Source organism: Natrinema saccharevitans, assembly GCF_001953745.1.
Classification (GTDB): Archaea; Halobacteriota; Halobacteria; order Halobacteriales; family Natrialbaceae; genus Natrinema; species Natrinema saccharevitans.
Map to the genome: position 1 here is coordinate 3,344,588 of NZ_LWLN01000001.1, position 17,631 is coordinate 3,362,218.

Sequence of the window (17,631 nt, forward strand, 5' to 3'; positions counted from 1 at the left end):
CGGCGTACGGACGGTCGGCATAAAAAGGCACCCTTTACGCGCGGGCGGGAAGGGACGTCGGTGCGTCCTCGAGGCGAATCGGGCCGACGTGATCGGCGATCCCGAGGCCGCGTTCGAACCCGCCGACGCCGTCGACCGCCGACGCGGCTCGGACGGCTCGAGCGAGTGAGCCGCCGCGCGGGCCGCTCTCGCCACACCTATCCGTCCCGGCCGCCTAGCCCGTCTAAGAACGACACATGGCTCGCGACCACTACTACAACAAGGCCAAACAGGAGGGCTACCGCTCCCGGGCGGCCTACAAGCTCAAACAGCTCGACCGACTCGAGGACGTCATCGACCGCGGCGACACGGTCGTCGACCTCGGGGCCGCGCCCGGCGGCTGGCTCGAGGTCGCCGCCGAGGAAGTCGGCCCGGAGGGACAGGTCATCGGGGTCGACTTCCAGCGGATCGACGACTTCGAGGACCACGACAACGTCGAGACGCTCCGCGGGGACATGACCGAGGACAAGACCCGCAAGCGGGTCGTCGACGCCGCCGACGGAAGCGTCGATAGGGCGGCTACCGCCGCCGATCGGAAGCGGGCCGGCGGGCCCGCAGACGCCGTCATCTCGGACATGGCGCCCAACATGTCCGGCGAGTACTCGCTGGATCAGGCCCGATCGCTGCACCTCGCGCGCCAGGCCTTCGAGACCGCGCTCGAACTGCTCGAGGCAGGCGGCGACTTCGTCGTGAAGGTCTTCGAGGGCCCCGACGTCGACGACTTCCGGGCCGACGTCGAGGAGGAGTTCCAGTACGTCCGCGCGACCTCGCCCGACGCGAGCCGCGACGAGTCCTCCGAGGTCTACTTCATCGGGAAGGGCCGACTCACCGCCCCCGTCCGGCCCGGCGACGAACTCGAGGTCGAGATAGACGACGTCGGCAGCGAGGGCGACGGTATCGCCTCGGTCGAGGGGTACCGGCTGTTCGTCTCGGGTGCCGACGAGGGCGAGACGGTCGCGGTCCGCGTCGAGGACGTCAAGCCGACGTTCGGGTTCGCCCAGCGACTCGACCGGGCGTAAGTCACTCGTCGGCGGACTCGAGGCGGTCGTGGCGTTCGTCGATCTCGTCCAAGATGTCCAGGTTCTTGCGGATCGAGGACCGAATCGCGTCGCTGCGGTTGACGAACTTGCCGTCGTCGCCGACGTGATCGTCGAGATCGTCGAGGAGTTCCTGCGGGATTTCGACGCTGATCTTTGGCATCAGTGGTTCGATCGTTCACAAGTCGCGGCCTTAAGCGTAGCTGGTCGGCGACGTTCGTCTCGCTCGAGGGAGCGCTGGCGGCTCTCGATCGCTCGAGCGGCGAGCCACTGTCGTGGGCGGAGTGCGATTCGAAACTGTGTCGTACCGTCGATCGGCCCCCTTACTCCGGAGTCGCGCCGGTCTCGTCGGGGTCGGCCGTCGAGCCGCCGCCGCCACCGCCGAACAGCCGGCCGCCGCCGGTCAGGAGATAGAGGATGCCCAGCCCGAGCAGGTAGGTGAGCGCGATCGGGATCGAGAACATGAGCATCATCAGCACGCCCTTCGGGCTGAAGAAGGCCGCGAGGGTGAAGATGCCGACGACGACCGGCCGCCAGCGCTCGAGCATCGAGCGGTAGCTGACGATCCCGCCGACGTGGAACAGGGCCATCGTGACGATGATGTTCAGCAGGAAGCCGATCCCGACGGTCGTGAAGATCACGAGCCAGAAGAAGCTCTTGATCCGGTAGGAGACGACCATCCGGTTGGCTAGCGCGTCCGAGACCAGATACGAGATGACCGACGGCGCGACCCAGAAGAACCCGAGGTAGGTTCCGACGGCGAAGCCGGCCAGCAGCCCGCCGCCCCAGACGAGGAACGTGCGGCGGTCGCCGTAGACCAGTCCTCGTTCCTTGGCGGCCGGCCAGGCGTAAAACAGGATCAGCGGGAGGACGGCCACGAAGCCGGCGAGCGCGCTCACCTTGGCCTCGAAGATGAGGACCTCGACGGGATGGAGCGCGACGACGATGTCCATCGCTTCGATGAGTTCGTCGAGGCTCATCTGGCTGGGGTCGATGTCGTTGCGGGCCGCGACCTCGTCGAGGACGCGCTGTGGCACGCGGTCGAGGAAGAGCCGCAACACGTCGCCGAGCCCGCCGGAGTAGAGCCAGAAGAAGGTCCCCCCCATGACGACCATGAAGAGGCCGACGATGCGGAACATCTTCGAGGTGAGGCTGTTGAAGATGAACGCGACGTCGTAGGCGTAGCCGCCGATGTCGTCCTCGGTGGTCTCGTCCTCCGTGAACGGATCGAGCATGCCGGCGGCGGTACTCGCGACGAGTCCCTCGTCGTCGCCCTCGCCGGTACCGGCCGCCCCCGCCGCTGCACCGCCCGCGGCGGCCCCGTCTCCGGAGTCCGCCGACTCCTGGATTGCATCGAAGCGATCGAGGATCGCCTGGGCTTTCTCCCGGTCGTCGTCGTACATCGCCTGCCGGGAGTACTCCAGGGCCTGGTCCTCGCTCATCGTCCGGAAGACCTGTGTCGACACGTCCGCGACGTCCTCGGTCGAGAGCGTCTCGAAGTCGACGTCCTCGTGGCTGTCGGCCCGCCGGATGTCGTCCGGCCGCGGGTAGACCGGCTGTTGCAGGACGTAGATCGTGTAGCCCAGCAGAACGAGGAAGCCGACGCCGCCGGCGACGACCAGCCCGACCGCCGCGTCGCCGGCGAGGCCGTTCGCCGTCGCCATCGTCTCGAGGGGCCCCGCGCCGCTGGGACGGATCACCGAGGGGAACGCGGGGTACACCGACTCGTGGAGGTAGCCGAGCGCGCCCTGATTGACGGCGGCGGCGGCCGCGACCGCGACGACCGCGAGGACCCCGCCGAACTGGAGGAGGCGCCCTTTCACGTGGCCGGTCCCCGTCCCCGCCGATTTCGCCGCGCCGCGTCGCCGGACGTTGGTGAGGACCTTGGCCAGCCCGAGGCTGAAGACGTAGAGGACGACCATCGGCATCGCCCACATGACCTGCGTGAACGGGTCCGGCGGCGAGAACAGGGCGCCGAAGATCACGATCGCGACGACGGCGTGTCGCCACTTGTCCCGGAAGGTCTCGTAGGGAATGATCTCGGTGTACGACAGCGCCCCCATCAACAGCGGAAGCTGGGCGGCGAGCCCGAAGGAAAGCGTCAGCAGTGCCATGAACTCGGTGAACTCGGTGATACCGTAACTCGGCTTGACGCCGGCGCTGACGGCGTTTTTCGCTAGGAAGCCGAACGCGTACGGGAAGAAGATGGCGTAGGCGTAGACGACGCCGGTCACGAACAGCGTCAGCGCCAGCACGACGAAGCCGGCGATATACCCCTTCGAGATCGGGACGGCGCTGGTGTAGCCGCGGCGGCGAAGCGCTTTCCGCGAGAAAAAGAGCAGGGCGGGGATCGCGACGACGATCCCGGTTATCATCCCGATCTTGGCCTGCAACAGGATCACCTCGAACGGCGTCCGGGTGATGATGTCGGTCGATCCGGCGACGTTCTCGGTCATCCGAGATTTGGCGGTCGCCTCGAGGAAGTCCCAGACGACCATACGAAGCGCGTAGAAGGAGCCGAGGAACCCGAGCAGGAAGACGACGAACACCTTCTTGAGGTGTTGCTGGGCACCCGAGAGGAGCGCGCCGATCGTCTCCCGGCCGGAGTTTATGGCCCGGGCGGTGTCCTCGTCGACGGCAGAACTCATTGGGTAGGTGGTAACTGACATCCAGTTATCAACCTTTCGTGTGGGTACGGGCGAGTCAGCGGGCTTCTCACTCGTGCAGGGTCACCGTAAGAAAAAGGCCTATAACCGGTGGCCTATCAATATCCCGTAGATGTCGGACGAGCCGGTGGACGGACGGGACGCCGAGGGCCCCGAAGAGCCGCGGGAAGGTGCTCCCTCGGAATCGCCGGCCGAATCCGAGCTCGACGGGCCGGCCGCCGACCCCGACGCGGAGCGGCCCGACCTCGAGACGGACGGCGAGGGCGTCGTCGGCGATCGACACGATCCGACGCCGACCTATCCCGACGCCGACGAGGAGATCGGCGGGATCGAGACGCCGCCGGACGACGAGGAGATGCCGCTGGCCGACCACATCGAGGAGATGGTCCTCCGGCTGGCGGTCGTGTTGCTGTTCGGGGCCGGCGGGACGGCGATCGGCCTGCTGTGGGCCTCCGACGCGATCCAGTACGTCTGGTTCAACGTCTTCCCCTACGCCGAGGGAGAGGTGCCGCCGCCGCATCTCTACAACCCGCTCGAGCTGTGGCTGACCCGGATCAAGATCTCCTCGCTGTTGGGGATCATGGTCGCGCTGCCGGCGTTCGTCTACGAGTGTTACCTGTTTATGCGTCCGGGGCTGTACCCCCACGAACGGAAGTATTACCTCGCGGCCGTGCCGACGAGCGTCGTCCTCGGCGCGCTCGGGATGCTGTTCTCGTACGTGCTGGTGTTGCCGATCCTCTTTCGATACTTCACCTACTACGCCGAGGGTAGCGCCGACGTCGCCTACGCGCTGGGCGATACGTTCAACCTGATCATCACGCTGACGGGCTTTCTGGCGATCGTCTTCCAGATTCCGCTCTTTATCATGCTGGCGATCATGATGGGCGTGACGACCCGCCGCTGGCTGGCCCAGAAGCGGCTGTACTTCTGGGCGGCCTTCGCGGGGCTGTCGTTCATGTTCACCCTCGACCCGACGGGGATGGCTCCCATCCTGGTCGCGGTCACGATGATCCTGCTGTTCGAGGGGACGCTGTTCGTCCTCAAGTGGGTCGGGACGGAGTAGCCGTCCGGGTCGCTCCCGTTCGCCGCCGTCGCTATTCGGCCTCCAATCGGTCCAGCGGACTCGAGTTTCGTGACCGAACGGCCACATCGACCCGGCGACACTCGACGGATAATTCCTTTATACACCTCCCGTCCGTTCGCATACTGTCGGGGCCAGCCCCTCCCCAGAGGGAAAAGCGATGGTTGGGAAACGATCAGCGTTTAGTGGGTGCGAACGTTTTCCTGATCCGTGAACAGCCCCCCATGATCTCGAGCAAATACTCTCGCGGAGGGTGTGATTGCAACTCTCACGCCGTGATTCGCGCCGGCCCACGGCGGTGGTCCCGTGACTGATACGGTCCCGACGACGTGCATGCGGTGTGCGGTCGGCTGTGGACACGTCCAGCAGGCCCCCGACCGTGGGTACGGTCTCGACACCGTCCGGGGCGACGCCGACCACCCGGTCACTCAGGGGCTGGCGTGTCAGCGCGGTCTCAGCGAGACCGCCGATCCGGACGGCGAGTTGCTGACCCGGCCGCTCGTCCGCGAGAACGGCGCCCTCGTGCCGACGACGTGGGAGTCGGCCCTCGAGCGTGCGGCGGCGGGGCTCGACGCTGCGCTCGCGGACGGCGACGACGGAATCGCGGTACTCGGTAGCGGTCAGCAGACCAACGAGGCCGCCTACGCGCTGGGCAAACTCGCCCGCGGCGGCTTCGGGACGGCCTACTACGACGCCAACACGACGCTGTGTATGGCGTCGGCCGTCACCGCGTACTACGACGCCTTCGGCAGCGACGCGCCGCCGCCGACCTACGACGACGTTCCGGCGGCCGAGACCCACGTCGTCTGGGGGGCGAACCCGGCCGCCGCCCACCCGGTCATGTTCCGCTGGATCCGCCAGTCCGCCGACGCGGACGACTCCGAGTTGCTCGTCGTCGACCCCGTCCACAGCGAGACCGCCGCGGTCGCAGACCACCACGTCCCGCTCGAGCCGGGTGCGGACCTCGAGCTGGCTCGAGCCGTTCTGGCGCGGGTCGTCGAGACCGGCCGCGTCGACCGCGAGTTCGTCGACGAGGCGACCGTTGGCCTCGCGGACCGCCGCGCGGATCTCCCCGACGCGGCCGCGGCAGCCGAAATGGCGGGCGTCTCGATGGCAGACGTCGACCGCCTCGCCGAGGCGCTTTCCGACCCGACCCTGCTGTACTGGGGCATGGGGATCAACCAGAGTGTCAACGGCACCGCGGCCGCTGGCGCGCTGATCGATCTGTGTCTGGCGACCGGCAACCTCCGACCCGGCTCCGGCCCGTTCTCGCTGACCGGCCAGGCCAACTCGATGGGAGCCCGTGTCTGCTCCTCGAAGGGGTCCTGGCCCGGCCACCGGCCGTTCGCCGATCCGGCCCACCGCCGTAAGGTTGCCGAGACGTGGGGCGTCCCCGTCTCGCGGCTCCCCGACGACCCCGGGCCGGGACCGGTCGGCATCGTCGACGCGGTCGGCGACGACGTCACGGCCGTCTACGCGGTCGCGACTAACCCCGCCGCGGGCATGCCCGACGCGACCCGCGTCCGCGAGAAACTCGAGGACGCGTTCCTCGTCGTGCAGGACGCCTTCCGCAGCGAGACCGTCGCGTACGCCGATGTCGTTCTGCCGGCAGCGACGTGGGGCGAGTCCGAGGGGACGACGACGAACATGGAACGGACCGTCTCCCGCGTGCGGGCCGCGACGGAGACGCCGCCGGGCGTCCGGACCGATCTCGAGCTGATCGGCGCGCTCGCGGATCGACTCGCGCCCGACCTGTTCGACGGGACGCTCGAGCCCGAATCGGTCTTTGCGGAGTTCACCGGGCTGACCGAGGGCACCCCCGCGGATCTCTCGGGGATCAGCTACGACCGTCTCGAGGCGGAAACCGCGGTCCGCTGGCCGGCCCCGGAGCCGGACGTCTCGGGCGGGTACCGCTACTACGAGGGACCGGACGCCGACGAGCGGGACGGCTCGGCCGGCGACGCCGACGAGTCGTGGTCGTTCTACACGCCCTCGGGTCGCGCCGAGTTTTCGACCGGCGAGGCCCGCCCGCTGCCGGAGCCGACCGACCAGTCCTATCCGTTCACGCTGACGACCGCTCGGCGGCCGGACGCGTACAACACCGGCGTCCGGACCCGCGATGACGGACCGCCGACGGCCCGGATCAGCCCGGCGACTGCGGCCGCGTTCGCGGACGAGTTCGGGCGTCCGGTCGAGACCGCCGACGAGAGCGACGCGCGGTACGTCAGCGTCGTCTCCCGGCGAGCGTCGGTGACGGCCCGCGTCGAGACCGACGAGGCCATCTCCGCCGGCGTCGTCTGGCTGCCGATCCACCACTCCGCCATCAACGATCTCACGCTGCCCGACGTCGACCCCCGCTCGAAGGAACCGAACTTCAAGCAGTGTGCGGTGCGTCTCGAGCCCCCGCGGGACCGAGACGTCACTGCAGTCGCGGAAGCGAGCGCCTGAGCACCGACGGCGACGAAATCGGCGGCGGACGACGCTCCCGAGAGCCGCGAGAGTCCGCGTCGATCGCTCGAGCGTGCGTTTATCAGTTCCCGGAGCGTACTGTCACTCATGCCCGAAGAAGTACTCTTCAAATCGGAAACCGAGCAGAGCCGAGCGGAAATCGCGTCGCTGCTGCGTCGCGTCGCCGACAACTTGGACGACGGCGCACCGATCACGCTCACGGCCGGTGCCGACTCCGTGACGCTCGAGCCGCCCGCCCGCCCCACCTTCGAGGTCAAGGCCGAGCGCGAGGGACCGGCCGATGGCCCGGGCGAACTGAGCGTCGAGTTCGAACTCGAGTGGGACGAGGACGGCGGGAGCGGCGAACTGGAGATCGAGTGAGCGCTTCGTCGACCGGCCGAACCGCGCCGTCAGCGGTGTTCGCGCGTTCGCTCGTAGGCATACTCTAGCGCGTCCTCGAGCGAACCGGGGCCGTCGTAGCTGGCGGAAAACAGGTCCATGAAGTCGCCGGCGATCCGGTTACAGCGCTCGAACGTCAGCACTGTCCTGATCCGGATCGTCTCCGAGAGATCGAGTCCGGGATAGCTCGTGGCCGTCAGCGCGTAGCCGGGGTGGTCTTCGCCCTCCAGCGAGGCGGGCGCGACTTTCAGCCGCAGATCTCCCGATTCGTGGACGTACGTCCGATACTGCATCTCTCGACCCGTATCGGTCGGGGTATACGTCCGAGACTCTTCGGTGGTCCACTCGAGCGGCACGTTGGCTTCCATCGGTCACTGGTACTATCTCGAGTACCACGTTCGTGTCGTAATACGCAATATTGTCGGACGCGAGTCCAGATATTACGGTAGTGTTGGGTTTTCTGCTTCGGTGTGGGTTGCATTCTGACTGTTCGTGTTCGTGCCGGTGTTCTCTGCGGACGGTCGGTGAACGCCGAAGAGTTGACGGCGGGTTTCGACGTCGGTTCGGTCGCGACCGGGTGGTTCCGACGGCGAGACGCCCTGCGGGTCGTCAGCCGTCTCGTGTGGCGGTCGGTTCGTCCCCGGATCCCCTCGGGGCCGACGCCGTCGGTCCGGTGGCCGTCCGCTCGAGTACGGCGTGGTCGAACTCCGGCTCCGACCGTCATCCGCGCGCCGAGCCGTTAAGACGCCGTCGGTGGTAGGGCGCGTGTTCAGACCATCATGGCTGTCTCAGACCACCTGCGACGGTTGCGTTCGATCACTGACACGGAGGGACACACCAGCGACGTCGACGCCCACTCCCGCGAGGCACACCTCGCCGACGCGGTGGCCCGCGGGATCCAGGGCGGGTTCGTCGCGACGTTGCTCATGACCGCCTTTCGGCTGCCGCTGTTGCGATCGTTGCCGCCGTCGGCGAACTTCTGGTCCCAGTACGTCGCCGGCGGCGATCCGGACGAGCATCCGCTGGCCGGCCTCGTCCTGCATCTCGTCTACGGAGTCAGTTCGGGCGCGGTTTTCGGCGGACTGTTTTCCCTGTACACTGCCGGTCGGTCCATCGAACCCGAACAGCGCGGACTCGTCTGGGGATCGATCTACGGCATGGTCCTGTCGGCGTTCGGCGCACAGATCATGCTGGAGAAACTGCTCGACGTCCGCCTCGAGGCCGACGAACTTGCCCTGTTTCACGCCGGTCACCTCGTCTACGGGCTCTCGCTGGGGTCCTGGGTCGGTTCCCGGACCGAAGGCGTCGAGGATCCCGACCGGGAGTACGAGTACGACGACGGCAACTGATCGCGGAGCCGATCACCCGTCTACGGCTCCCCGTAGTTTCGTTTTCACTGTCGTGATTGCCTGCTCGGCTACTCCGGATCGAAACCACCGACGAGCCGCTCGAGCGCGAACAGGGCGATCGCGCCGACGGCGGCCCACGCCGCGGTCAACGCCGTCGTCTCGGCCGTCCAGGCGTGGGTTTCACTGATGTTGTGCAGGGGCGCGGGGACGGAGCCGGCGATGAGACCGACCAGGAACAGCAGCGTCACCCCGCGATTGCGCGTCAGCGCGGCGCGGACGACGCGGGCGATCGTGACGAGGCCGACGAGCCCGCCGGCGACGAACAGCGCGACGGTCGTCCCCGGATCGACGACGGCCGAGAGCGAGCCGCCGCCGAGCAGGTCCAGCGCGGCGCGGACGAACGCGCTCAGTTCGCTCGAGAGGAAGACGTACTGACCGAGCAGGATCAGGATCAGCGAACCCGACACGCCGGGGAGGATCATCGCGCTGATCGCGACCGCGCCGGCGACGAGGATCACCGCGGGGCCGCTCCCGGGCAGTTGGACGACGTCGGCGGCGACCAGCAGTGCCAGCGTCGTCCCCGCGATCCCGGCGGCGACGTGGGTCGGCGAGGCGAACTCGAGGCTGCGCCCGAGCGTGATCGCCGAGGCGGCGATCAGCCCGGTGAAGAAGCCGAAGATCGCGATCGGATGGGACTCGGCCAGCGACGAGACGAGGTCGGCGATGAGGACGACGGCGGTGACCATCCCGACGCCCAGCGGGAGCAGGAACCCGAGGTCCAACTCGAGCAGGGCCTCCCGCGCCCGATCCCGGCGATCGGGGCGATAGCCGCGCAGGACGGCGATGGCTCGGCCCGGGGTGAAGGCGGTGACGGCGGCGATCAGCCGGCCGTAAAAGCCCAGCAGGAGCGCGACGGTGCCGCCCGAGACGCCCGGTAGAGCGTCTGCGGTCCCCATACAGAGCCCGTAGCCGTAGGTCCGGAGCAACTCGAGGCGGTCGCCGACGGCCTCGGCTCGGTCATACTCCATGGGTTCGGTTCCCTTGTCCCGGTCCTGCGGAGGGGGTCGGTCGCGATCGCCGGTTCGACTGCATGTCCGGTAGGTTCCCGCCCACTCGTATAAATGGTCGACAACGCTGTCAGCTCGTGTGTCGCCGGACTGATCCGCGAGTCGGATCGTGTCCTCGCCGCCGTGGGCGGGAACTTTTTCTCGCTCCGGTTCGAGACGCCGGTCGAGACATGGACCTCGAGTCGATTCCGGGCGTCGGCGAGAAGACGGCCCGCGCGCTGGCCGAACTCGACGATCCCGAGCGCGCGCTGCGGGCCGGCGACGTGGCCGCGATCGCGGCCGCGCCGGGAATCTCACAGGGGCGGGCCGCCCGCATCGCGCGGGGGGCGATCCGCCGCGACCACGACGACCCCGGCGGCTTCCTCGCGACCGACCGCGCCCGGGAGGTCTACCGCGCCCTCCTCGCCCTGCTCGAGGAGCGCACCGTCACCGACTACGCCGCCCAGCGCCTCGAGACGATCTACCCGAGTCCGACGCGCTCTCGCATCGAGGAGGTGCGGGCGTTCGCGGCCGAGGCGATCGAGCGCGAGCCCGACCCCGCCGTCCTCGATGCCCTCGAGGGGCTCGAGCCGCTCCGGGAGCCGGGCGACGTGCGGGTCCGCGAGCGGTGTCTGGCGACGACCGACGCCGAGCGCTACTCGGCGGCGCGGGAGGCGATCCCGGAACTCTCCGTCGAGGTCGTCGAGGACGCGCAGGGGCTGGCCGAACTCGCCAGAGGGTACTCGACGGTGATCGCCCTCGACGAGTCCTTCGCCGGCGTCGCGATCGAGGGCGACGTGCAGGTCCGACCCGACGCCCTCGAGAACCCGGCCGAAGTCGTTCCCGAGCGCCCGCTGGCCTTTTTCGCGCGGAACCGCGATCGGTTGGCGGCCGCCGTCGCGGTCCACCGGGCCGCCGACCTGGACGCGGCCTGTGACCTCGCGGCCCTGGAGGACGGTCTCTCGCGACTGGCCGAGGACGGCACGGTCGCGGGCGACGACGAACTCGACCGGCTGACGACGGCGGTCGACGATCTGGACGCGGCGGCGAGCGCGGCCGAGAGCGTCGCCAACGACCGCCTGCGGGAGGCGATCCGCGAACAGGACGTCACCATCGAGGGCTCGGACCTGCTCTCGCTGGTCGAGCGCGGGGCCGGCGTCGACTCGCTGCTCTCGCGGGAGCTGGCCGACGAGTACGCCGCGGCCGTCGAGGCGGCCCGCGACCACCTGATCGACGCACTCGATCTCGATCAGGGCGAGGCCGAGATCGCCCGCCGGGCGTTCGGCGACGAGCCCACGTTTCCCGTCGAGCGCGACGAGGACGCGATCGGCCGACTGCGCGAGGAACTGACCGCGGCCAAGGAACGCCGCGCCGGTCGCCTGAAACGCGAGTTAGCGGCCGACCTCGCCGACCAGCGCGAGGGGGCCCGCCGGCTGGTTCGGGACGCCCTCGAGCTGGACGTCGAGCTGGCGATCGCCCGCTTCGCGCGGGACTTCGAGTGTACGATGCCCGAGTTCGCGTGGGCGGACGAGGGGACGGCGACCGGCTTCGCGATCGAGGGCGGGCGGTCGCCGCTGCTGGACGAACCGCTCGAGGCGATCGACCCCGTCGACTACGCGGTCTCGGGCGTGGCGCTGCTGTCGGGGGTCAACAGCGGCGGAAAGACCTCGACGCTGGATCTGGTGGCGAGCGTCGTCGTGCTGGCCCACATGGGGCTGCCGGTGCCCGCCGAGAACGTGCGCCTGCGGCGGTTCGACGACGTCCACTACCACGCCAAGACCCAAGGGACGCTGGACGCGGGGGCCTTCGAGTCGACGGTCCGGGAGTTCGCCGACCTCGCACAGGGCGGCGAGGGCTCGCTGGTGCTGGTCGACGAACTCGAGAGCATCACCGAGCCCGGGGCCTCGGCGAAGATCATCGCGGGCATCCTCGAGGCGCTGTCGGAGAACGGCGCGACCGCGGTGTTCGTCTCTCATCTGGCGGGCGAGATCCGCGAGATGGCCGGCTTCGACGTGACCGTCGACGGAATCGAGGCGGTGGGCCTCGTCGACGGCGAACTCCGGGTCGAGCGCTCGCCGGTCAAAGACCACCTGGCGCGGTCGACGCCGGAACTAATCGTGGAGAAATTGGCCGACGAGGCCCGGGACGAGGTGGTCGCGGCGAACGGCGGCGTCCCGGACGACGGCGAGCCCGAACCGGTCTTCTACGACCGCCTGCTCGACAAGTTCGACTAGTCAGCGGAGAAACGGCGACTCGAGCGGTCGGTCGTCCGCCGTACCCTACTTCTGCGGGCTCCCGCCGTGCCACTCGAGGATCTTCTTGTGCCCCCACTTCTCGTCCTCGTCGCCGTCGTCGTCGGTCAGCGCCGCGAGCGAGTCGGCGTCGTTCATCTCGAGGAACTCGGCGAGGTCGTCGACGTAGGCGGCGACGGCAGCGAGCGTCTCGTCGTCCTGCAGCGCGAACGCCTCCTTCGTGGCGTCGGGCATCCCGTCGGGCGCGACGTACGTCTCCGAGCGGGCGTACTGGCCGATCCCCCGCAGGGTCTCGGGCGAGCAGTCCGCAAACTGCTCGAACAGGAAGTCGGGGATCGCCTCTGGTTGCTCCGGTCCGATCATCTCTATACGTTCCATCTATGTGGGGAATATTAACAATTGCGCATTGTTACACAGGGACACGGAACGATATCGATCGTGCGTGTGAGCCGGTCACCAACCCTTAAGACGCTGCGGAAGCAGGGTGAAAGTGATGGGAGACGACCCCGAGGAGGGGATGTTGTCGTGGGACGAATCCGTGTTCAGGGACGAACACGTCTTCGAGATCGACTACGTCCCCGAGACGTTCAAGCACCGCGAGGGCCAGACCGAGAGCCTGACCTACGCCTTGCGCCCGGCGGTGCGGGGGTCGCGACCGTTGAACGTCGTCGTCCGCGGCCCGCCCGGGACGGGCAAGACGACGGCGATCCAGAAGCTGTTCGACGAGGTTGGGGCCCAGACGAGCGACGTCCGGACGATCCGGGTCAACTGTCAGGTCAACGCGACCCGCTACTCCGTGTTCTCGCGGCTCTTCGAGGGCACCTTCGACTACGAGCCGCCCTCCTCGGGTATCTCGTTCAAGAAGCTGTTCGGTCAGATCGCCGAAAAACTCGTCGAGGAGGACAGGGTCCTCGTGGTCGCTCTGGACGACGTCAACTACCTCTTCTACGAGAACGAAGCGAGCGATACGCTCTACTCGCTGTTGCGCGCCCACGAGGAGTACCCCGGGGCGAAGATCGGCGTCGTCGTCGTCTCCTCCGATCCCGCACTCGACGTGATCGACGAACTCGACTCGCGGGTCCAGAGCGTCTTCCGCCCCGAGGACGTCTACTTCCCGGTCTACGACCAACCCGAGATCGTCGACATCCTCGCGGAGCGTGTCACACGTGGTTTCCACGACGGCGTCATCGACCGCGACACCCTCGAGTACGTCGCGAAACTCACGGCCGAGAGCGGCGACCTGCGGGTCGGGATCGACCTGCTGCGCCGAGCCGGACTCAACGCCGAGATGCGGGCCAGTCGCACCGTCGAGCGCGAGGACGTCGAGACGGCCTACGAGAAGTCCAAGTACATCAACCTCTCGCGGTCGCTGTCGGGGCTGACCGACACCGAGCAGGCCTTACTCGAGGTGATCGCCCACAACGACGGCGAGCAGGCCGGCGCGGTCTACGAGGCCTTCCACGAGCGGACCGATCTCGGTTACACGCGCTACTCCGAGATCGTCAACAAGCTCGACCAGCTGGGGCTGATCGACGCCGACTACGCCGACGTCGAGGGCCGGGGCCGCTCCCGGTCGCTCTCGTTGTCCTACGAGAAAGAGGCGGTACTGGAGCGCCTGGAGTAGCGTCTGCTCTCGGTCGACGCCGCGTACTCAGGCCTGATCGATCGTTTTGCGGTAGTCCTCGGCCGCCTCGATAGCCGACTCGAGTTTGGATTCGGTGTTCCCCTCGGCCCGCTCGCGAGCCTGCCGAAGCGTGTTCAGCCGTTCGTCGAGGATCGCGTGGTCGGGCGCGGTCTCGCTCATCACGTAATCGGCGAACGCGTCGGTCGTCTCGCGGATGTCCGCGCGAACCGCGTCGCTGTCGGCCGACTTCGCGGCCTCCTCGAGGTCGTCACGGACCTGCTGGAGTTGCTTCGTCATGGCCGGATCGACGGCGACTCGAGCCATAACGGTTGGGCGAGCAATCGCCACGTCCGAATCGGGGCGATCAACGAGGGGACCGCCGGGGCGAACGGGCCCGCCCCAGTACCGTGGTGGCTGTAGACGGTCACTACACCCGATCGCTCGTGGGATACGGTCCCCTTTCCGATGACAGGGACCGAGTACGGGGGACCCCCCTCACGGAAACGTCAGGACTACTCAGGATACTAACTGTCGGGCTTTTCTCCGGTCGGCCCTCCGATTCGGTCGCATTATGCCAGTATCACGACGAACGGCCCTGAAAACGATGGGCATCGCAGGCGGACTGACTGCGGCGAGTGGCACCGCGTTCGCCGTCGGCGAGTACGAAGACGACGAGCGGTCGGCTCACGACGAGACGGACGACGGCGGTGAGTCGAAAGACATGGGGGGTGCAGCGGTTCGAGTCGCGCACTTCTCACCGGACGCACCGAACGTCGACGTCTACGTGGCCGGCGACCGGGTCCTCGCGGACGTGGCCTACGGCGACGTCTCGCCGTACCTCGAGATCGAGCCGGGAACCTACACGGTGACGATCACGGCGGCGGGCGACCCGGAGACGGTCGCGTTCGAGGGCGACGTGACGTTTGACGCCGCGTTCTATACCGTCGCCGCGATCGGCGAACTCGGTGCGGAGACCTTCCAGCCGGCGGTGCTGGTCGACGCCGGTTCGGCGCTCGTCCGACTCGTTCACGCGTCGCCGGACGCGCCGGCCGTCGACGTCTACGCCGACGGTGAGCCGGTCTTCGAGAACGTCGCGTTTACCGACGCGACGGACTACGTCGCGGTGCCGGCCGGCGCGCGCACCGTCTCGGTCCGGCCGGCCGGCGGCGAGGAAGCCGTGGCCTCGTTCGACGTGACCCTCGAGCGCGGGACCGCCTACACCGCCTACGCGATCGGCTACCTCGAGCCGCCGACCGCGGACGACCCGATGTTCGCCGTCGAGCCGACGGTCGACGGGCCGATGGCCGACGAGGGGGACGAATCCACCGACGGTAGCCACTGACGGTCGTTGTGCACCTGATCGCACGACGGCGTCGCGATCGGCGTCGCGGCGCGCCATCGAAGACGGCGGGCCGGTCGCCGCCCGGTTGACGGCAGCCGGACCGGCGGCTCCGGGGGTGCAGTGACCGCGACGATCCGCCGGCGGGCTCCCACACGCCATGCGAGCGGGTCAAGTGGCTCGAGCCCCTGATGCCGCTAATGAGCGACGCGCAAGGACCCCTCCAGCCGGACCGTCCCGACGTCGACCGGCCGTTCTCGGTCGACGCGCCGTTCGATCCCGCGGGCGACCAGCCCGAAGCGATCGAGCAGTTGGTCGCGGGCTTTCGCGAGGGCATGGACAAACAGACCCTGCTCGGGGTGACCGGCTCCGGGAAGACCAACACCGTCTCGTGGGTCGTCGAGGAGATCCAGAAGCCCACGCTGGTGATCGCCCACAACAAGACGCTGGCGGCCCAGCTCTACGAGGAGTTCCGGAACCTCTTCCCGGACAACGCCGTCGAGTACTTCGTCTCTTACTACGACTACTACCAGCCCGAGGCCTACGTCGAGCAAAGCGACACCTACATCGACAAGGACGCCTCGATCAACGAGGAGATCGACCGGCTGCGCCACTCCGCGACCCGCTCGCTTTTGACCCGCGAGGACGTCATCGTCGTCGCCTCGGTGTCGGCGATCTACGGCCTCGGTGACCCCCGCAACTACGTCGACATGTCCCTGCGCCTCGAGGTCGGTCAGGAGATCGGCCGCGACGAGTTGCTCGCTCAGCTGGTCGATCTGAACTACGAGCGCAACGACGTCGACTTCACGCAGGGCACGTTCCGGGTCCGGGGCGACACGATCGAGATCTACCCGATGTACGGCCGGTACGCGGTCCGGGTCGAGCTGTGGGGCGACGAGATCGACCGCATGGTCAAGGTCGACCCCCTCGAGGGCAAGACGCAGGGCGACCAGCAGGCGGTGCTGGTCCACCCCGCGGAACACTACTCGATCCCGGAGACGAAACTCGAGCGGGCGATGGACGAGATCCGCGACGATCTGGACGACCGGATCTCCTACTTCGAACGGCAGGGCGATATGATCGCCGCCCAGCGCATCGAGGAGCGGACGACCTTCGACCTCGAGATGATGGCGGAGACCGGCTACTGCTCGGGGATCGAGAACTACTCGGTCTACCTCTCGGACCGGCGGTCGGGCGAAGCGCCCTACACCCTGCTGGACTACTTCCCCGACGACTTCCTCACCGTCGTCGACGAGTCCCACCAGACCCTGCCTCAGATCAAGGGCCAGTACGAGGGCGACAAGTCACGCAAGGACTCGCTGGTCGAGAACGGCTTTCGACTGCCCACCGCGTACGACAACCGCCCGCTGACCTTCGAGGAGTTCGAAGACAAGACCGACCAGACGCTGTACGTCAGCGCGACGCCGGCCGACTACGAGCGTGAAGAAAGTGACCAGGTCGTCGAACAGATCGTCCGGCCGACCCACCTCGTGGACCCCGCGATCGAGGTCGCCGACGCCACGGGTCAGGTCGAGGATCTGCTGGATCGCATCGACGACCGCATCGATCGCGGCGAGCGGACCCTCGTGACCACGCTGACCAAGCGGATGGCCGAGGACCTCACCGAGTACCTCGAGGAGGCGGGCGTCGACGTGGCCTACATGCACGACGAGACCGACACGTTAGAGCGCCACGAGATCATCCGCTCCCTGCGCCTGGGCGAGATCGACGTCCTCGTGGGCATCAACCTCCTGCGGGAGGGCTTGGACATCCCCGAGGTCTCGCTGGTGGCGATCCTCGACGCCGACCAGGAGGGCTTCCTCCGCTCGGAGACCACGCTCGTCCAGACGATGGGCCGGGCGGCCCGCAACGTCAACGGCGAGGTCGTCCTCTACGCCGACGAGCCCTCCAACGCCATGGAGTCGGCCATCGAGGAGACCCAGCGTCGCCGCCGCATTCAACAGCAGTACAACGAGGACCACGGCCTCGAGCCGACCACCATCGAGAAGGAGATCGGCGAGACCAACCTCCCCGGGGCCAAGACCGACACCACCGAGGTCTCCGGCCGGGAACTCGCGGACGAGGACGACGCCGCCCGCTACATCGACGAACTCGAGACCCAGATGCAGGAGGCAGCGAACAACCTCGAGTTCGAGCTGGCCGCCGACATCCGCGATCGAATCCGGGAGGTCCGGGAGGAGTTCGACCTCGCAGGCGACGACGACGAGGGGATCGCGCCGCCGACCGAGGAGTTCTGAGCGGCGACTGTCCGGTTCGCGATCCGTCACTATCCGATTCTACTGGATCGTACTGATCGAGTGGTCTCGAGTCGGTTCCGGTCGTCAGTTTGT

General features: G+C 68.0%; 15 protein-coding genes. 9 read left to right on the forward strand and 6 right to left on the reverse strand.

Going from position 1 to position 17,631, the window contains the following annotated elements; genetic code table 11:
- Positions 1-236: 236 nt before the first annotated feature.
- Positions 237-1,058: a 23S rRNA (uridine(2552)-2'-O)-methyltransferase gene (locus tag A6E15_RS16970; RefSeq protein WP_076147967.1), complete on the forward strand. Its 822-nt coding sequence runs from the start codon at positions 237-239 to the stop codon at positions 1,056-1,058.
- Position 1,059: 1 nt separating this feature from the next.
- Here A6E15_RS16970 and A6E15_RS16975 read toward each other — a convergent pair whose 3' ends face one another.
- Positions 1,060-1,239 (reverse strand): CopG family transcriptional regulator, encoded by a 180-nt coding sequence (locus A6E15_RS16975; protein ID WP_076147969.1) that lies wholly within the window; start codon positions 1,237-1,239, stop codon positions 1,060-1,062.
- 160 nt (positions 1,240-1,399) lie between these two features.
- Entirely contained in the window at positions 1,400-3,724 is a 2,325-nt protein-coding gene (locus tag A6E15_RS16980) for a twin-arginine translocase subunit TatC (protein ID WP_076147971.1), read from the reverse strand.
- Positions 3,725-3,854: 130 nt separating this feature from the next.
- On the opposite strand from A6E15_RS16980, the gene A6E15_RS16985 reads away from it, so the two are divergent.
- The 3 genes from A6E15_RS16985 to A6E15_RS16995 all read left to right on the forward strand — a co-directional run bounded on the left by A6E15_RS16985 (position 3,855) and on the right by A6E15_RS16995 (position 7,652).
- Entirely contained in the window at positions 3,855-4,805 is a 951-nt protein-coding gene (locus A6E15_RS16985) for a twin-arginine translocase subunit TatC (protein WP_076147973.1), read from the forward strand.
- Between the two features lie 324 nt (positions 4,806-5,129).
- Positions 5,130-7,271 carry an assimilatory nitrate reductase NasA gene (gene nasA, locus A6E15_RS16990; protein WP_076147975.1) on the forward strand — a complete coding sequence of 714 codons (2,142 nt, stop codon included), beginning with the start codon at positions 5,130-5,132 and terminating at the stop codon, positions 7,269-7,271.
- Between the two features lie 108 nt (positions 7,272-7,379).
- Positions 7,380-7,652 (forward strand): amphi-Trp domain-containing protein, encoded by a 273-nt coding sequence (locus tag A6E15_RS16995; protein WP_076147976.1) that lies wholly within the window; start codon positions 7,380-7,382, stop codon positions 7,650-7,652.
- Positions 7,653-7,681: 29 nt separating this feature from the next.
- On the opposite strand, the gene A6E15_RS17000 is transcribed toward A6E15_RS16995, so the two are convergent.
- Positions 7,682-8,038 carry a hypothetical protein gene (locus A6E15_RS17000; protein ID WP_076147978.1) on the reverse strand — a complete coding sequence of 119 codons (357 nt, stop codon included), beginning with the start codon at positions 8,036-8,038 and terminating at the stop codon, positions 7,682-7,684.
- A 411-nt stretch (positions 8,039-8,449) separates the two neighbouring features.
- Between A6E15_RS17000 and A6E15_RS17005 the strand changes: the two genes are divergently transcribed.
- Positions 8,450-9,019: a DUF6789 family protein gene (locus tag A6E15_RS17005; protein WP_076147979.1), complete on the forward strand. Its 570-nt coding sequence runs from the start codon at positions 8,450-8,452 to the stop codon at positions 9,017-9,019.
- A 68-nt stretch (positions 9,020-9,087) separates the two neighbouring features.
- Here A6E15_RS17005 and A6E15_RS17010 read toward each other — a convergent pair whose 3' ends face one another.
- Complete coding sequence (locus tag A6E15_RS17010; protein ID WP_076147981.1) at positions 9,088-10,047, reverse strand: DUF368 domain-containing protein; 960 nt, start codon at positions 10,045-10,047, stop codon at positions 9,088-9,090.
- Positions 10,048-10,256: 209 nt separating this feature from the next.
- Here A6E15_RS17010 and A6E15_RS17015 point away from each other — a divergent pair, with 209 nt between their 5' ends.
- Positions 10,257-12,299, forward strand: a complete 2,043-nt coding sequence (locus tag A6E15_RS17015; RefSeq protein WP_076147983.1) for a MutS-related protein — start codon at positions 10,257-10,259, stop codon at positions 12,297-12,299.
- A 45-nt stretch (positions 12,300-12,344) separates the two neighbouring features.
- Here the strand turns inward: A6E15_RS17015 and A6E15_RS17020 are convergent, their stop codons facing one another.
- On the reverse strand, positions 12,345-12,695 hold the full coding sequence (locus tag A6E15_RS17020) for a hypothetical protein (RefSeq protein WP_175607282.1): 351 nt from the start codon (positions 12,693-12,695) through the stop codon (positions 12,345-12,347).
- 115 nt (positions 12,696-12,810) lie between these two features.
- On the opposite strand from A6E15_RS17020, the gene A6E15_RS17025 reads away from it, so the two are divergent.
- Positions 12,811-13,941, forward strand: a complete 1,131-nt coding sequence (locus tag A6E15_RS17025; protein ID WP_076147985.1) for an ORC1-type DNA replication protein — start codon at positions 12,811-12,813, stop codon at positions 13,939-13,941.
- A gap of 27 nt (positions 13,942-13,968) precedes the next feature.
- Here A6E15_RS17025 and A6E15_RS17030 read toward each other — a convergent pair whose 3' ends face one another.
- Positions 13,969-14,238, reverse strand: a complete 270-nt coding sequence (locus A6E15_RS17030) for a DUF7553 family protein (protein WP_076148432.1) — start codon at positions 14,236-14,238, stop codon at positions 13,969-13,971.
- Positions 14,239-14,545: 307 nt separating this feature from the next.
- On the opposite strand from A6E15_RS17030, the gene A6E15_RS17035 reads away from it, so the two are divergent.
- Together A6E15_RS17035 and uvrB are read left to right on the forward strand one after the other, a co-directional pair.
- Positions 14,546-15,283 carry a DUF4397 domain-containing protein gene (locus A6E15_RS17035; RefSeq protein WP_076147987.1) on the forward strand — a complete coding sequence of 246 codons (738 nt, stop codon included), beginning with the start codon at positions 14,546-14,548 and terminating at the stop codon, positions 15,281-15,283.
- A gap of 197 nt (positions 15,284-15,480) precedes the next feature.
- Positions 15,481-17,538, forward strand: a complete 2,058-nt coding sequence (uvrB, locus tag A6E15_RS17040) for an excinuclease ABC subunit UvrB (protein WP_076147989.1) — start codon at positions 15,481-15,483, stop codon at positions 17,536-17,538.
- Positions 17,539-17,631: the final 93 nt, after the last annotated feature.

Coding starts and splice junctions, on each gene's coding strand:
- A6E15_RS16970 (WP_076147967.1), top strand. CDS start 237: ATGGCTCGCGACCACTACTACAACAAGGCCAAACAGGAGGGCTACCGC.
- A6E15_RS16975 (WP_076147969.1), bottom strand. CDS start 1,239: ATGCCAAAGATCAGCGTCGAAATCCCGCAGGAACTCCTCGACGATCTC.
- A6E15_RS16980 (WP_076147971.1), bottom strand. CDS start 3,724: ATGAGTTCTGCCGTCGACGAGGACACCGCCCGGGCCATAAACTCCGGC.
- A6E15_RS16985 (WP_076147973.1), top strand. CDS start 3,855: ATGTCGGACGAGCCGGTGGACGGACGGGACGCCGAGGGCCCCGAAGAG.
- A6E15_RS16995 (WP_076147976.1), top strand. CDS start 7,380: ATGCCCGAAGAAGTACTCTTCAAATCGGAAACCGAGCAGAGCCGAGCG.
- A6E15_RS17000 (WP_076147978.1), bottom strand. CDS start 8,038: ATGGAAGCCAACGTGCCGCTCGAGTGGACCACCGAAGAGTCTCGGACG.
- A6E15_RS17005 (WP_076147979.1), top strand. CDS start 8,450: ATGGCTGTCTCAGACCACCTGCGACGGTTGCGTTCGATCACTGACACG.
- A6E15_RS17010 (WP_076147981.1), bottom strand. CDS start 10,047: ATGGAGTATGACCGAGCCGAGGCCGTCGGCGACCGCCTCGAGTTGCTC.
- A6E15_RS17015 (WP_076147983.1), top strand. CDS start 10,257: ATGGACCTCGAGTCGATTCCGGGCGTCGGCGAGAAGACGGCCCGCGCG.
- A6E15_RS17020 (WP_175607282.1), bottom strand. CDS start 12,695: ATGGAACGTATAGAGATGATCGGACCGGAGCAACCAGAGGCGATCCCC.
- A6E15_RS17025 (WP_076147985.1), top strand. CDS start 12,811: ATGGGAGACGACCCCGAGGAGGGGATGTTGTCGTGGGACGAATCCGTG.
- A6E15_RS17030 (WP_076148432.1), bottom strand. CDS start 14,238: ATGACGAAGCAACTCCAGCAGGTCCGTGACGACCTCGAGGAGGCCGCG.
- A6E15_RS17035 (WP_076147987.1), top strand. CDS start 14,546: ATGGGCATCGCAGGCGGACTGACTGCGGCGAGTGGCACCGCGTTCGCC.
- uvrB (WP_076147989.1), top strand. CDS start 15,481: ATGAGCGACGCGCAAGGACCCCTCCAGCCGGACCGTCCCGACGTCGAC.